This window comes from Brevundimonas sp. AVps31 (genome assembly GCF_058681355.1).
Genome location: NZ_CM178736.1, coordinates 2,455,260 through 2,469,932 on the forward strand (window position 1 = coordinate 2,455,260; position 14,673 = coordinate 2,469,932).

A 14,673-nucleotide genomic window follows, 5' to 3' on the forward strand; every position below is an offset into this window, starting at 1 on the left:
CTCGCTCACGCCTACCGCCGCTTGCCCTTGCGAACCCCCTTGAGGCCGCCGGAGGGCTTCTTGCCGTCGCGGGGCTTGGAGCCCGGACCGCCGCGCTTGGGATAGCCGCCGCCGGGGGCGCCACGGGCGCGCATGCCCAGACGGGCCGTGGGCGCATTGGGATCGCGAGGGCCGGGCTCGGACAGCATCTCGAACAGCAGGCCGCCGGTGATCGGGGTCGCCTCCTTCAGCTTGACCTCGACCCGCCGGCCCAGTGTCCAGCGCAGGCCCGAGCGTTCGCCGACCAGGGCGTGGCTGCGGTCATCGTGAGTGAAATACTCGCTGCCCAGGGACGAAACCGGGACCAGACCGTCGGCGCCGGTCTCGTCGAGCCTGATGAACAGGCCGAAGCGGGTGACGCCGGTGATGCGACCGCCGAACGTCGCGCCGACGCGGTCCTCAAGGAAGGCGGCGATGTAGCGGTCCATGGCGTCCCGCTCGGCGGCCATGGAGCGGCGCTCTGTCATGACGACGTGTTCGGCGATGGACGGCAGTTCGGCGATCTCGCGGTCCGTCAGCCCGTCCTTGCCCAGCCCCAGCGCCCGGATCAGGCCACGGTGGACGATCAGGTCGGAGTAGCGGCGGATCGGCGAGGTGAAGTGGGCGTAGCGGTCGAGGTTCAGGCCGAAGTGGCCGACGTTCTCCGCCGAATAGATGGCCTGCATCTGGGTGCGCAGGACCACCTCGTTGACGACCTCGGCGTGCTCGGTCTCGCGGGTTTCGTCCAGCAGCTTGTTGAAGCGTTTGGTGGTCGCCGGTTCGCCCTTGGTCCACGGCTTGCCGATGGTCGACAGGAAGTCGCCGAGGTTGAACAGCTTCTCCTGGCTGGGGGCGTCGTGGACGCGGTAGAGCAGGGGTGTCCTCTGCTTCTCAAGCGTCTCCGCGGCGCAGACGTTGGCCTGGATCATCATCTCCTCGATCAGCCGGTGGGCCTCGAGAGAAACGCGGGCTTCGATGGAGGTGATCTCCCCCTGCGTATTCATGCGGATGCGGCGCTCGGCGCTTTCGATCTGCAGCGGGCTGCGCTTCAGCCGGCCCTTCAGCATGGCGCGGTAGGCGTTCCACAGCGGATAGAGAATAGCCTCCATGATGGGGCCGGTGGTGTCGTCGGGTGCGCCGTCGATGGCGGCCTGCGCCTGCTCGTAGCTGAGCTTGGCGTGGCTGCGCATCAGACCGCGAACGAACTTGTGGCCGACCTTCCTGCCGTCCTTGTCGAAGACCATGCGCACGGCCATCGTGGCGCGGTTCTCACCTTCCTTCAGGCTGCACAGCCCGTTGGACAGGCGTTCGGGCAGCATCGGCTCGACGCGGTCGGGGAAGTAGGTCGAATTGCCCTTCTCCCGCGCTTCGCGATCCAGCGCCGTACCGGGGCGCACATAGGCGGCGACGTCGGCGATGGCGACCCAGACGATCCAGCCGCCCTCGTTCTTCGGGTCCTCGTCCTTCTGGGCGTAGACGGCGTCGTCGTGGTCGCGCGCGTCGGCCGGGTCGATGGTGATCAGGGGAAGGTCGCGCAGATCCTCGCGACCCTTCAACGAAGGCAGTTCCTGATCTTCGGCCTCCTGCTCGACGGCTTCCGAAAAGCCGGTCGGCACGCCGTGCGAATGGATGGCGATCAGGGAGGCGGCGCGCGCGTCGTCCTCGCGGCCGATGGTCTCGAGGATCTTGCCGCGTTTCGGGCCATAGCGTTGGTCGCCCTTCTCGATGGCGGCCAGCACCAGGTCGCCGTCCTTCAGCCCTTCGGCCTGGGCGTTGGGGACCAGCAGGACGTCCTTCGAGCGGCGATCCACGGGTTCGACCCGCACCTCGCGGTTGGACTTGCGGATCACGCCGAGCACGCGGGTGCGCTCGCTGTCCAGCTTCTTGACCAGTCGGGCTTCCCAGCCTTCGGCGCCCTGGCTGAACTTGACCAGCAGGCGGTCGCCCATGCCGGGGGCGGGGCCGGTGCGGCCCGAGTTGTCCGGCATCAGCAGGGCGCGGGGGGCGTCGTCGGACGCCTCGACGAGCCGGACGTACATTTCGCCGTCCACGTCACGTTCGACCACATCGGCGACGCCGACCGGGGGCAGGGCGCCCGAGGGGCTGAAGCCCTTCTTGCCGCGCTTGCCCAGCGCGCCTTCGGCCTCGAGCTCGCGGATCATTTCGCGCAAGGCGCGGCGGTCGCCGCCCTTCAGGCCGAAGTGGCGGGCGATGTCGGTCTTCTCGGCCGAGCCCGCGTCCCGCAGGAAGGCGATCAGGGTTTGTTTGTCGGGGAGGCCGGCGGGCGGCCTCTTGGGGGTGTTTGTCATTCAGTTCTCTCAATCGGGACCGCCGGGCGAGATCGCCTCAACGCCAAGGGCGGAGGCGGCGCGCAACAGGCGGCGGTCGAGGGTTATCAATCTTGCATTCAATCTTTGCGCCGTCGCGAGGTGGACGGCATCGGGCGCTCTGAGGCCCAGGTCGAACGCCCGCACGATCTGATCGGCCATGCGAATGTCCTCCGGATCGATAGCGATGGGGACTGTCGGCGCTTCCGTCCGCCAGTTATCGAAGTCCGAGAGGCGGCCGGCGCCGTTCTCGGCGGTCTCCCGGCCTTGGCGCACGGCGAGGGAGACGGCCGAGGAGACTTCCGCCGCGGCGAAATCGCTGACCAGCAACGGCAGTTCGACGTCGGCGATCCAGCGCTCGACAACGGCGCTGGACGGCTCTCCCAGGAGCAGGGAGACCAGCACGCTGGCGTCGAGATAGGCGCCTACCACGGCTTGTCGTCGTACATCTCATGGAGAAGCTCGACGGAGGTCTGGGTCGCGGGCGGCAAGCGTTCGCGCATCTTTCGCAGCTTTTCGATGGCGACACGTCGCCGTTCGAGGTCGACGGTAGGCGTCGTAACGGGCGTTCTGACAATCTCCGCCACGGGCTTGCCATGACGGGTGATCACGATGCGCTCGCCCCCTTCAACCCGCTCGAGCAGGTGGGTGAAGTTGTTCTTGGCTTCGGCGACGCCATAGGTGGCCATCGGTCGATCTCCGGTTCTGGCCAGAAATATAGCCATAAATCCTTTCTCTCGCCAGTCGGGTTGTCCCGGAGAGGCGCCGCGCCTAGCTTCCGGGCCCAAGCCGCTACGGAGTTTCTGATGTCTCTCGCCCCCCATCCGGTCCTGTCCGGTCCTGTCGGTTCGACGCTGGACCTGATCGGCAAGACGCCGATCGTGGAGGTGAAGAAGATCGATACCGGCGTCTGCCGCCTGTTCCTCAAGCTGGAGGCCCAGAACCCCGGCGGGTCGATCAAGGACCGGATCGCCCTGTCGATGATCGATGCGGCGGAGCGGGAGGGCTTCCTGAAGCCCGGCGGCACCATCGTCGAGGCGACGGCCGGCAACACCGGTCTGGCGCTGACCCTCGTGGGGCAGGCCAAGGGCTATAAGGTGCTTCTGGTTATTCCGGACAAGATGTCGAAGGAGAAAATCCAGCATCTGCGGGCCATGGGTGCCGATGTTCGCCTGACCCGCTCGGACGTCCCGCACGGGCACCCCGAATACTACACCGACATGGCGGAGCGTCTGGCGCAGCAGATTCCGGGTGGCTTCTACGTCAACCAGTTCGCCAACGACGCCAACTCCGCGGCACACTTCAAAACGACCGGCCCCGAAATCTGGGAACAGCTGGACGGCAAGATCGACGCCTTCGTCGCCGGCATCGGCTCCGGCGGCACCATCACAGGCACGGCGCAATACCTGAAGAGCGTCGGCTCGACCGCGCAGATCATCCTCGCCGATCCCGTCGGTTCGACCTTGGCGGGGATCGTCAACGAAGGCGTGCCGGGCCCGGAGGGCAGCTACACCGTCGAGGGCATCGGCCAGAATTTCGTGCCGGACACCGCCCACATGGACCTGATCGACAAGGCCTATTCGATCCCGGATGCCGAAGCCGTCGCCACCGTGCGCGAACTGCTGCTGAAGGAAGGCATTCTGGCCGGGTCGTCGTCGGGCACCCTGATCGCCGCCGCCCTGCGCTGGTGCCGCGAGCAGACCGAGCCGAAGACCGCCGTGACCTTCGTCTGCGACACCGGCGCCAAATACCTGTCCAAGGTCTACAACGACGCCTGGCTGGCGGACCAGGGTCTGGGCGAGCGCGAGTTGCACGGCGATCTGTCCGACCTGATCCACCGCAAATACGCCAAGGGCGATGTCGTCGTGGCCGGGCCGGAGGATACGCTGGACACCGCCTTCAAGCGGATGAAGGGCGCCGACGTGTCCCAGTTGCCGATCATCCAGGACGGTCGCCTGATCGGCATCCTGGACGAGAGCGATCTGGTGCATGTGATGAACACCGACGAGATCACCCGCAAGGAGCGGTTCGCCAAGCCCGTCGCGTCGGCCATGACGCGCGATCTGGACACCGTGCAGGTGTCCGAGCCGCTGGACGCCCTGATCCCGCTGTTCGACCGCGACCGGGTGGCCATCGTGCTGGACGGCGAGACCTTCGTCGGTCTGATCACCCGCACCGACCTTATCAACCACCTGAGCCTTAACCGCTGACGATGCGGGCGCCGTGGATCGCCCTGGCTGTCGGCGGCGTGCTGGCTCTGGCCGGTCCGGGCGTCGCGCCGGCCGGAAGCCAGGTCGTCCGCACTCCGCCGCAGGTGGGTGTTCCGGGCTGCACAGACGACATCGCGGTGCAGGCGTCGCGCGAGTTGATCAGCTTTGACAGCCGCGGGCGTTCGATCCGCGCCTATCTGTACACGCCACGCGGCGCGGCCAACGGGATGGGGCTGGTGCTGTTGCACGGGGGGACGGGGTTCGAGATGAACTCCATCCTGTTCGACGCCCACGCCATCCAGCTGGCGTCGCGCGGTTATCGGGTGCTGCTGCCCGCCTATTTCGACGCAGCCCGGCCCGATCAGAGCCGGCGCACGGTGACGGCGCGGGCGTGGCGGCAGGCGGCGCTGGACGCCGCGGAGGCCCTGCAGGCCGAACCCGGCGTCGCGCCGGGACAGGTGGCGCTATGGGGCTATTCGCGCGGCGCGGGGGTGGCCGTGGACGCCGCGACCGGGCCGGGCGGCCGGGCCGGCAGGATCATTCTCGCGGCCGGCGGCGGATCGACGGACGGGACGCTGGAGGGGCGCACCCTGTCGGCCCTTCTGCTGCATGCCCGCCGTGACGAGGCCGTGCCGGTGCGTTCAACGCTGGCGCTGGCCGAGGATTTGCGGTCGCTGGGCGCGACGGTCGAGGTTCAGGGGCTCGACTTCGACGGCCATCAGTACGATCTCGGGACGTGGTGCGACGTCTTCGCCAGGACGCGGATCTTTCTGGAGAACCGGACGGAGGCTGCGGATGGACCGGCGTAGCCTGCTGACGGGCGCGGTCGCGGCGGCGGGGCTGCCGGGCGCCGTCCGGGCGCAGGCGGCGGCGCCCACGCCGACGCCGACGTCCGCGCCGACCCCCGCCTATGAGGGCATGACCTTCGACAGTCACCGCAAGCCGATCCGGGCCATCCACTACAGCCCGGTGGGCGCGGGGCGCGGGGCGGCGGTCGTGATGTTGCACGGGTCGGGCGCGCGGATCACCAATCACGGGCCTTGGCACGAGCTGGCCATGCGGTTCGCCGGCGACGGCTATCAGGTCCTGACTCCGCTGTTCACCGACGCCTTCGCCGATGACGGCATCCGGCCCGAGCGGATGATGAACGCCTGGCGGCATGTCGGCGAGGACGCGATCGACTGGTTCATCGCCCGCGGGGTCGACCGGCGACGCACCGCGATGTTCGGCTATTCTCTCGGCTCCTATGTCGCGGTGGACGGCGCCTTGGGCAACAGCCGGGCCGCGGCGGCGATCGGCTTGGCGGGGGGCGTCGACGTCTATCCGCCTCGCAATCCGCGGCGGCGAATCCCGGTGATGATCCTCCGCGCCGGTAACGACACCCACGTTCTGCCCCGGAACACGGCGTCCTGGATCACCTTCCTGCGTGACAAGGGCGTCAACGTCCGCGAGGAAGTGTTGGCGGGCGCGGGCCATCTGTTCACACCCCCGCAGTGGCTCGAGATCTTCGAGCGCTCTGCAGCGTTTTACGGCGGCAACATCGGCCGCACCGACCAGGACGATTCATGAGCTCGCTCAAAAACAGCCAGGGTTTCTCGACCCGCGCCATCCACGCCGGCCAGAAACCGGACCCGACCACGGGCGCCGTGATGACGCCGATCTACGCCACCTCGACCTATGCCCAGGAGAGCCCGGGCGTGAACAAGGGGTATGAGTATGCGCGGGGCAAGAATCCGACGCGGGAGGCGTTCGAGGCCTGCCTGGCGGACCTTGAGGGCGGCACCCACGGCTTCGGTTTCGCCTCCGGCATGGCGGCGACTTCGACGGCGCTGGAGCTGCTGGACGCCGGGTCGCACATCGTCACCGGCGACGACCTGTACGGCGGCTCGTGGCGGCTGTTCGAGCGCGTGCGCCGCCGGTCTATGGGGCTGGACTTCAGCTACGTCGATTTCAGCGACCTGAACGCCGTTGAGGCGGCGATCACACCGAAGACCAAGATGATCTGGGCCGAGACGCCCACCAATCCCCTGATGAAGCTGGCTGATATCGCCGGCCTGTCAAAGATCGCCAGGGCCCATGGCCTGCTGCTGATCGTGGACAACACCTTCGCCACGCCGTGGAGCCAGCAGCCGCTGAAGCTCGGCGCCGACGTGGTCATGCATTCCGCCACCAAATACCTGAACGGTCACTCCGACATCATCGGCGGCGCGCTGGTGACGGCTGACCCCGACCTGGCGAAGGAAATCAAGTTCCTCCAGAACTCGGTCGGCGGCGTGATGGGGCCTTTCGACGCCTTCCTCGCGAACCGGGGGCTCAAGACCCTGGGCCTGCGCATGAAGGCGCACAACGAGAACGCCCTGGCCGTCGCCCGCTGGCTTGAAGCGCGCAAGGGGATCGCCAGGGTCATCTACCCGGGCCTGATCAGCCATCCGCAGCACAGCCTCGCGGCGACGCAGATGAACGGGCGCTACGGCGGCATGGTCACGGTGCTGATCGACGGCGATCTGTCACGGACGAAGCAGGTGCTGGAACGCGTTCAGGTCTTCACCCTGGCGGAGTCGCTGGGCGGCGTCGAAAGCCTGGTGAACCACCCGGCCATCATGACCCACGCCAGTGTGCCGAAAGAGGTGCGCGAGGCCGGCGGCGTGACCGAAAACCTGATCCGGCTGTCCGTCGGCGTCGAGGATCTGGACGACCTGATCGGCGATCTGGATCAGGCGCTGGGCTGAGGACTCAGCCCGCCGGCAGGGCCAGGCTCCAGCCGGCGTCCGGTTCGATCCACAGGACGGTGCTTTCGAACTCGGGGCGGGCGACGCCATCGACGCTGACGGAGGCGCGCATCGTGCCGTCCGGGTTCGGGGTATAGGTGCTGCAGAACTCGCCGTTGCCCAACACGGCGCCGATGTTGGCGGCGATCTGCCGGCGCAGAGCGTTCAGCGGCTCGCCCTCAAGCGGGGTGCCGCTGACGTCGATGCCGGTGATCTCTTGCTCACGGTTCTCGGACCGGGCGCACTCCGCGCCGTCCTTGACGTAGACCCGGCCCGTGGCGTGCAGGACGACCGCGGGCGCCGCGCTGATCTGGTTGCGGGCGATATTCCAGATCGAGCCGTCAGGATCGAACCGGTAGCCGCCGATGGCGGTGCAGGTCTTTGCGGAGACGTTCGGACCGTAGCATTGCAGCTTGCCCGTGCGACCGGGCTCAAGCGGACCGGCATCCTGGGGAGCGGCGGCCAGCGCCAGCAGGGCCATCAAAAGCATGGTCTCACCTTTCGGATGTCACCCGCCGGACGTTCCCGGCTCCAGGCATCATCGCACAACGCCAATGGCGATAGAAAGGCTTCAGTCAGGCTTGGAAGAGGGCAGGGCGGTCTGGTGGCCGGACGCGGGGACGACCTTCTTCTTGGCCGGGGCGCGGGTCTTCTTGACCTTGGGCAGGGCCTCGCGACGGGTCAGTTCGTTGTCGATCCGATACAGGGTGTCGGCGGCGTTGGCGGCCTGAACCGGTGAACCGCTGCCGGCCAGACGCTGGGCGTTGGCGCGCAGGGCCTTGAGGTCGGGATCGCTCATGGTCGGGATCATATCTGCGAGCGAAGGCATGGGACTCTCGTGGAAAACTGAAAGATCGAAAGGACCGGCGCCGTAGGGCGACCGGTCCTCCCGTGGGTTCGAAACTATTCGGCGGCCTTCAGGCGACCGGCCGATTCCTTGCCCGAGCGCTGGTCGCGCTCGATCTCGTACGAGATCTTCTGGTTTTCGTTCAGCGAGCCCAGGTCCGAGACCTCGACAGCCGAAGCGTGGACGAAGACGTCCTTGCCGCCATCATCGGGAGCGATGAAGCCGTAGCCTTTGGTCGGGTTGTACCATTTCACAGTGCCGGTAGCCATTTCAGGACCTCCACAAGCATTGGCCGCAGGAAGGATCTCCTGAACGGCCTGTCGGGTCTGGTTGGGATCGGCCTTGGACCTCGGTGCGCGGTGCAAAGGGACAGCAGCGTTTCGCAGAGAGATCGACGACACACAGGTGGGCCTTATCGCAGGAAATAGCAAGCCCGATGTCCAGATACGAAAACGGCGGCGTCGGTCCGAGACCAACGCCGCCGTTCGAAAGTCACGCGTCGGAGGCCGACGCGGGAACTCAGCCTTCGGTCTTCAGTTGACCAGCCGATTCCTTGCCCGAGCGACGGTCGCGCTCGAGTTCGTAGGAAACCTTTTGGTTTTCATCCAGGCCGCGCAGGCCGGCCGCTTCAACGGCCGACACGTGGACGAAGACGTCCTTGCCGCCGTCGTCCGGCTGAATGAAGCCGTAGCCCTTGGTCGAGTTGAACCACTTAACGGTGCCGGTAGCCATAATAGACCTCCACTTGGCGTTGGCTCCAGACAATAGCGCCTGGAAGCCTGTCGGGTCTGAATGGGAGCGGCTGGACCTCGGGCGAAAGCAGAGGAAGACGGTTCGCAGAGAGATCGACGTCCGCCCTTTTGAACCGGATGGACGTCGAAAGCAAGATGGGGTCAGGCCCCCGCGTCTTCCTCGACCGGCGGGACGTAGTTCGCCTGGCAGAGTTTGCGCAGGTCGGCGCTGAGCGTGGGCCCGTACAGGGAGTCCTGGATGCGGTCGAAGCCTTCCGAGGAGAGGGCCTGTTTGATGTCGCTGACGGTGCGGCACCGTCCTTCGCGCGCCAGGGCATAAGCGCGTTCAAGGGTGGTCGGTCGATGTGAAGTCATGACGCCCATATGGGCGCTTTCGGCCCGGAATCCTAGAAGGCGAAGCTGACCCCGGCCACGACAGCGTCGGCGTACTGCGGATTATTCGCATCGGCGTCGGTGTCGTGATAGCGCACCTGGGCCTCGATATTGCGGGTCAGGGCGTAGCTGAAGCCCGCATTCCAGCCGGTGTAGTCCACGCTGTTGTCCTGCTCGCGACGGCCGATTTCGGCGCTCGCGGTCAGCTTGTCGGTGAAGTCCCAGCCGCCCCGGATCGACGCCCAGGTCCAGGCTTCGGTCGAGCCCGTGCCGTCCGGCGAATGCTGCAGGCGCAAGCGGGCGCTGGCCGGGCCGATGGAGCGTTTGACGTCCGCCGTAAACTCCCAGGCCGTGTCGTCCGCGCCCGGGTCGGCGTCGACCTGGTATTTGTAGGTCGCATTCAGATCGAGGTCGAAGCCCATGACCTGCGGCCGCCAGCCGCCGCCGAGCTCCAGCTCCAGCTCCGACCCGGTCGAGCTCTTGATCGTCTCGAAGCCCGGCCCGGCATAGAAGGCGCCGGACGCGCTTTCCCATTCCGCGCCCGCCCAGGCGTAGGGATCGCCCATCGACTTGGAGGCGTCCTTGGACCTGTTGTCGGTCGCCGCGCCGAACGAAACGGTCCAGTCGCCCGCGTCCTGCGCGAACGCAGGCGAGGCGAGGACGGCGGAGGCCAGAAGGCCGAGCGTCAGTGTACGGATCATGGAACCTCCAGACGCGCGAAGGGCGCGAGGCGTTCCTAGATGAAAGCGGTCTTCTTGGCGAACCGATCCGTAGCCTGAGCGAATTCGTCGCGCAGGCGGCTGACCAGCTGACCGGCCGGCAGGACGTCATGGATCGCGCCCGCGCCCTGACCGGCGGACCAGACCGTCTTCCAGGCCTTGGCCTCATCGGCCATATCCAGCTTGTGCTCGGGCAGGTGTTTCGGATCGATGCCGTTCTCGACCAGCGACTTGGTCATGAAATTGGCCGGGATGCCCGACACCGCGGGGGTGTGGACGATGTCCGCCGAGCCCGAGTCGATGATCATGTCCTTGTAGGCGTCCGGGGCCATGGCTTCGGTCGTGTTGATGAAGCGGGTGCCCATATAGGCGAAGTCGGCGCCCATCATCAGGGCGGCGGCGACATCCGACCCGGTGGACAGGCAGCCCGAGAGGATGAGGGTCCCGTCGTAGAAGCTGCGCACCTCCTCGATCAGGGCGAAGGGATTGACGATGCCCGCGTGGCCCCCGGCGCCGTTGGCGACAAGGATCAGCCCGTCGACGCCCGCTTCCGCCGCCTTGCGGGCGTGACGGACGTTGGCGATGTCGTGGAAGACCAGACCGCCGTAGCCGTGCACCGCATCGACCACATCCCGCACCGCGCCCAGCGAGGTGATGATCAGCGGCACCTTCTCCTCGACCGAGACCATCATGTCGGCCATCAGGCGGGGATTGGTCGGGTGGACGATGTGGTTGACGCCGAAGGCTGCGGCGTCGGGGTTCAGCCGGCCCTTGATCTCATGCAGCCACTCCCGATAGCCCTCGGTCGTGCGCTGGTTCAGCGACGGGAAGGTGCCGATGGCTCCGGCGTTGCAGGTCTCGACCACCAGATCCGGTCCGGAGACCAGGAACATGGGCGCCGCGATCACCGGCAGCTTGAGACCTTTTTGAAGCGAAGCCGGAATGGCCATGACGTTTCCCCGGGTTGTCTTTCGCTACGGATAGCGGGGGGACGCAGGGGAAGGCAAATCTGAAAAGCGGCGAGTCAGCGCGGAGAGGGGGCGGGCGGCTCCGCCAGAGGCATCAGGAACCGGACCGTGAACCGGACCCTTGAGCCGACGGCGGCGCCGTCGACGGTGCGCGGAGAGATGCGGGCCCGCGCGGCGGCGGCGAGCGTGGCCTGGCCGAACCCGTGGCCTGCGGGCGTCTCGTCAATGATCTGGCAGTTGGACAACCACCCGTCGGGGTTGACCACGCACTGAAGGGTGGTGCGCCCTTCCGTGACGCCGTTGGTGATCGCCAGCGCCGGATACTCGGGCGAAGGGCGGGTGGCCCAGCTCGGATTGGTGATGACGCTCGGACGGCGCGCCGCGGGAGGCGGGCCAGGCCGGGGGCGCGGCGCGATCAGAACGGGCGGCGGCGGGGTTTCCGCACCCGGTTTGGGCTTGGCCTGTTGCGCCGCGACAGGCACGACGGTCAGGACGCTCGCGACGACCGTGAAGACGGCTCCCAGCCTTTGAAAACGTCCGCCCATGTCTCTATCTCCCCCACAGATCACTGCTCTCCTCATGCCCCGGCGTGACGGGGGCAGGCAAGTCGCTCCGCTGCTGATGAGACCGCCCATGACCCCGCCGCCGATCACCCTGCAGGAACGCCGTCAGCGGCTGGACCGGCTGGAGGCCGCGATGGAGGCGCAAGGGGTGGCGGCTGTGCTGGTCGATGCGACCAGCAGCCTGCGCTACTTCACCGGTCTGGTCTGGGGCCGGTCGGAGCGGATGATCGCAGCGCTGGTCCGGCCCGGACAACCATTGACCTACATCTGTCCACGCTTCGAACTGGACAAGGTGGGCGGCGCCGTCGGCGTGCCGGGCGAGTTCCTGACCTGGGAAGAGCATGACAGCCCCTATGCCCTGGTCGCCGACGCGGTCCCGACCGGTGTGCTGGCCGTCGATGAGCAGGCGCCGGTGTTCGCCTGGCTGGGACTGGCGGAGGCGCTGGGTGTCGAGCGACTGCGCGGGACGGCGTCGCTCATCACGCCGCTGCGGGCCCGCAAGTCCGAGGCCGAAATCGCTCTGATGACGCGGGCCAAGGCGCTGACGCTGGAGGCGCACCGCCGCGCTCACAGCCACCTTCAGGCCGGGATGCGGGGGTCCGACGTCGCGGCCTTCATCGACCGTCAGCATCGCGCGCTGGGCGCCGACGGCGGCAACACCTTCTGCATCGTCTCGTTCGGGGTCGATACGTCCCTGCCGCATGGCGGGGAGGGCGATCCGGAGTTGAAAGAGGGCGACGTGGTGCTGATCGACACCGGTTGCGCCCTGGACGGCTACAACGCCGACATCACGCGCACCTTTGTCTTCGGCGAGCCGACGCCCGAGGTGCGCCGCATCTGGGATCTGGAACAGGCGGCGCAGGCGGCGGCGTTCGACGCCGCGCGGCTGGGCGAGCCGTGCGAGGCGGTGGACGCGGCGGTGCGAGCCTTCCTGAAGGGCGCCGGGCTGGGGCCGGACTATGAACTGCCGGGCACGCCGCACCGGACCGGTCACGGCATCGGTCTGGACATCCATGAAGCGCCCAATCTGGTGCGCGGCGACCGGACCCTGCTGGATGTCGGCATGTGCTTCTCCAACGAACCGATGATCGTCGTGCCCGGCCGGTTCGGCATCCGGCTGGAGGATCATTTCCACATGACCGCCGACGGTCCGAAATGGTTTACGCAGCCGCAGCCCGATCTGGACGAACCGTTCAGAGGTGTCGCGCCTCTGACGGCGTGACGAAAGCCCACGAAATCGCTAGAGCGACGCCATGACCACCGACACCACAGGCCTGCACCAGCTCGGCCAGATGACCGCCGCCCCGACCAGCCCGGAAACCGCCGTGCTGGAGCGGGTGCCGAACCCGCACGCGGACACTCTTTATCTGGCCCGCTTCACGGCCCCGGAGTTCACCAGCCTGTGCCCCGTCACCGGCCAGCCGGACTTCGCCCACATCGTCATCGACTATGCCCCCGGCCCCTGGCTGGTGGAGTCGAAGTCGCTGAAGCTCTACCTGACCAGCTTCCGCAACCACGGCGCCTTCCACGAGGATTGCACCGTCGCCATCGGCAAGCGACTGGCGGAACTGCTGGACCCGACATGGCTCCGCATCGGCGGCTACTGGTATCCGCGCGGCGGGATCCCGATCGACGTCTTCTGGCAGACGGGGGCGCCGCCCGAAGGCCTGTGGCTTCCCGACCAGGGTGTGCCGACCTATCGCGGACGAGGGTGACGGCCAGGGCTGTGTCGGTCGCGCTTCGCCTGTGAAGGGCTTGCTGGTCGAGTCCGGATTTGAATGACCAACCCGCGGCAGCCGGTCCTCGTCGGTCAACTTTCAAATATGGACTGGTCCTACCAAAAGACGCGCCCCGTCCATTGAGCGTTTGCCGTGTGTACTGCGCCCGCACGGAGTGAAGACCAAAGACAACTACTGCCGGGTGTATGCCGTCTGGCGTGGCCTCGGTTTGCCTCTCGCCTGATCCTTTAAAAAAACACTCGGGATCGCCGCGCCGAGGGGGCATTGATCGCAGGGTTGTTCAATCTCTACTCAAATAACCCGCTGTCTGATTGTTGACTTCGATTGTGTCCTGTAGCCGACATTTGAACATGCGTCGCAGTTCGGCAAGTCGCGGGCGGCGTGGATACAGGGTCATCGAACGCCTTCGTCTTGAATTCGTCTGATCGATAGTCGCCGAACGGGAACCGGATTCCGATAGCGGCGTTCTTGGTGCTGTCGCGATCTCGTGTCGCGTGAAGAAGGCCCGGCAGATCGGCGTCACGCCGAATATTTTCCGCAAGGCGCGATCCGTTCGCGTGCTTGCGCCAAGCGCCCGTCAAAAACTTCAATCGTTACGTGAGAGCGCCCTGCTGCTGGGGGGCCGCCACGCCCTGAATCCTGCGGCGGCGCTTCGAGATCCAAATGTTGAGACTGAGCCTTTTGACGGCGGCCCTGTTGGGGGCGGCCGGGGTCGCGCACGCGCAACAAACCCTGCCGAATGCGGGAACTCTGGTGCAGCAGATTCCGCCGCAGCCGAGGGCGGAGCCGCAGAGCCGCATCGACCTCCCGGAGCCGGAACCGACGCGCGAGCCGGTGACAGAGGGCGCGCGCATCCATGTCGAAGGCGTCCGGGTGACGGGCGCGACCCTGTATCCGGAGGCCGAACTGGTCGCGCTGGCGGGCATCGCTCCGGGCAGCGACCTGACCCTCGCGGAGCTTCGCAACGCGGCGGCGGAGATCACCGACTTCTACACCCGGAACGGTTACTTCCTCGCCCGCGCCTATCTGCCGCCGCAGGAGATCGCCGGCGGCATCGTCACCATCGCTGTGGTCGAGGGGCGCTATGGCGAACAGACCGTGCGCAACGGCTCGCGTCTGAATGACGCCGTGGCGTCGGCGCTGCTGGACCGTCCCGCGCTTCAATCGGGACAAGTGATCGCCATCGCGCCGCTGGAGCGGTCGCTGTTGCTGCTGGCGGACACGCCGGGCGTCATCGTGCAATCCACCCTGTCGCCGGGCGCTGTGCCCGGAACCTCCGACCTTACGGTGCAGCTGGCCGATGGTCCGCGGGTGTCGGGGAGCCTTGAAGCCGACAACGTCGGCGACCGCTACACCGGACGATATCGGTTCGGCGGTTCGGTCAATCTGA

The 14,673-nt window shown here is 67.1% G+C and carries 17 protein-coding genes and 1 pseudogene; 7 read left to right on the top strand and 11 right to left on the bottom strand.

Annotation, left to right across the window (positions count from 1 at the left end):
- Positions 1–11 precede the first annotated feature (11 nt).
- Genes rnr through ACW174_RS12030 form a run of 3 tightly spaced genes read right to left on the bottom strand, consistent with a single transcriptional unit; the run spans position 12 to position 3,034 of the window.
- The gene (rnr, locus tag ACW174_RS12020) at positions 12–2,327 is read right to left on the bottom strand and encodes a ribonuclease R (protein ID WP_492014657.1); all 2,316 of its coding nucleotides are present in this window, start codon (positions 2,325–2,327) and stop codon (positions 12–14) included.
- Positions 2,328–2,336: 9 nt separating this feature from the next.
- Complete coding sequence (locus tag ACW174_RS12025) at positions 2,337–2,777, bottom strand: type II toxin-antitoxin system VapC family toxin (protein ID WP_492014658.1); 441 nt, start codon at positions 2,775–2,777, stop codon at positions 2,337–2,339.
- Positions 2,771–3,034, bottom strand: a complete 264-nt coding sequence (locus ACW174_RS12030; RefSeq protein WP_492014659.1) for a type II toxin-antitoxin system Phd/YefM family antitoxin — start codon at positions 3,032–3,034, stop codon at positions 2,771–2,773. The genes ACW174_RS12025 and ACW174_RS12030 overlap by 7 nt, the downstream gene beginning before the upstream one ends.
- A gap of 117 nt (positions 3,035–3,151) precedes the next feature.
- Here ACW174_RS12030 and ACW174_RS12035 point away from each other — a divergent pair, with 117 nt between their 5' ends.
- Genes ACW174_RS12035 through ACW174_RS12050 form a run of 4 tightly spaced genes read left to right on the top strand, consistent with a single transcriptional unit; the run spans position 3,152 to position 7,284 of the window.
- Positions 3,152–4,555, top strand: coding sequence for a pyridoxal-phosphate dependent enzyme (locus ACW174_RS12035; RefSeq protein WP_492014660.1), 1,404 nt, complete (start codon positions 3,152–3,154; stop codon positions 4,553–4,555).
- A 2-nt stretch (positions 4,556–4,557) separates the two neighbouring features.
- The gene (locus ACW174_RS12040) at positions 4,558–5,364 is read left to right on the top strand and encodes a dienelactone hydrolase family protein (protein ID WP_492014661.1); all 807 of its coding nucleotides are present in this window, start codon (positions 4,558–4,560) and stop codon (positions 5,362–5,364) included.
- Positions 5,351–6,124 (top strand): dienelactone hydrolase family protein, encoded by a 774-nt coding sequence (locus ACW174_RS12045; protein ID WP_492014662.1) that lies wholly within the window; start codon positions 5,351–5,353, stop codon positions 6,122–6,124. The genes ACW174_RS12040 and ACW174_RS12045 overlap by 14 nt, the downstream gene beginning before the upstream one ends.
- Positions 6,121–7,284 (top strand): cystathionine gamma-synthase, encoded by a 1,164-nt coding sequence (locus tag ACW174_RS12050; RefSeq protein WP_492014663.1) that lies wholly within the window; start codon positions 6,121–6,123, stop codon positions 7,282–7,284. Before ACW174_RS12045 ends, ACW174_RS12050 begins: the two co-directional genes overlap by 4 nt.
- Positions 7,285–7,288: 4 nt before the next feature.
- On the opposite strand, the gene ACW174_RS12055 is transcribed toward ACW174_RS12050, so the two are convergent.
- From ACW174_RS12055 to ACW174_RS12090, 8 genes are all read right to left on the bottom strand, one after another.
- Positions 7,289–7,813: a hypothetical protein gene (locus ACW174_RS12055; protein ID WP_492014664.1), complete on the bottom strand. Its 525-nt coding sequence runs from the start codon at positions 7,811–7,813 to the stop codon at positions 7,289–7,291.
- Positions 7,814–7,894: 81 nt separating this feature from the next.
- On the bottom strand, positions 7,895–8,152 hold the full coding sequence (locus tag ACW174_RS12060; protein WP_492014665.1) for a hypothetical protein: 258 nt from the start codon (positions 8,150–8,152) through the stop codon (positions 7,895–7,897).
- A 74-nt stretch (positions 8,153–8,226) separates the two neighbouring features.
- Positions 8,227–8,439 (bottom strand): cold-shock protein, encoded by a 213-nt coding sequence (locus ACW174_RS12065; protein ID WP_492014666.1) that lies wholly within the window; start codon positions 8,437–8,439, stop codon positions 8,227–8,229.
- A gap of 250 nt (positions 8,440–8,689) precedes the next feature.
- Positions 8,690–8,902 (bottom strand): cold-shock protein, encoded by a 213-nt coding sequence (locus ACW174_RS12070; protein ID WP_492014667.1) that lies wholly within the window; start codon positions 8,900–8,902, stop codon positions 8,690–8,692.
- Positions 8,903–9,063: 161 nt separating this feature from the next.
- Entirely contained in the window at positions 9,064–9,276 is a 213-nt protein-coding gene (locus ACW174_RS12075) for a hypothetical protein (protein WP_492014668.1), read from the bottom strand.
- Between the two features lie 32 nt (positions 9,277–9,308).
- Positions 9,309–9,995 (bottom strand): TorF family putative porin, encoded by a 687-nt coding sequence (locus tag ACW174_RS12080; protein WP_492014669.1) that lies wholly within the window; start codon positions 9,993–9,995, stop codon positions 9,309–9,311.
- 35 nt (positions 9,996–10,030) lie between these two features.
- Positions 10,031–10,963, bottom strand: a complete 933-nt coding sequence (locus tag ACW174_RS12085; protein WP_492014670.1) for an NAD(P)H-dependent flavin oxidoreductase — start codon at positions 10,961–10,963, stop codon at positions 10,031–10,033.
- Positions 10,964–11,037: 74 nt separating this feature from the next.
- Positions 11,038–11,526, bottom strand: coding sequence for a TonB family protein (locus ACW174_RS12090; protein ID WP_492014671.1), 489 nt, complete (start codon positions 11,524–11,526; stop codon positions 11,038–11,040).
- An 88-nt stretch (positions 11,527–11,614) separates the two neighbouring features.
- On the opposite strand from ACW174_RS12090, the gene ACW174_RS12095 reads away from it, so the two are divergent.
- From ACW174_RS12095 to ACW174_RS12105, 3 genes and pseudogenes are all read left to right on the top strand, one after another.
- Positions 11,615–12,766, top strand: a complete 1,152-nt coding sequence (locus tag ACW174_RS12095) for a M24 family metallopeptidase (RefSeq protein WP_492014672.1) — start codon at positions 11,615–11,617, stop codon at positions 12,764–12,766.
- A gap of 31 nt (positions 12,767–12,797) precedes the next feature.
- The gene (queF, locus tag ACW174_RS12100) at positions 12,798–13,259 is read left to right on the top strand and encodes a preQ(1) synthase (protein ID WP_492014673.1); all 462 of its coding nucleotides are present in this window, start codon (positions 12,798–12,800) and stop codon (positions 13,257–13,259) included.
- Between the two features lie 687 nt (positions 13,260–13,946).
- Positions 13,947–14,663 (top strand): annotated as a pseudogene (locus ACW174_RS12105) (POTRA domain-containing protein); the annotation flags it as partial.
- Between the last annotated feature and the right edge of the window lie 10 nt (positions 14,664–14,673).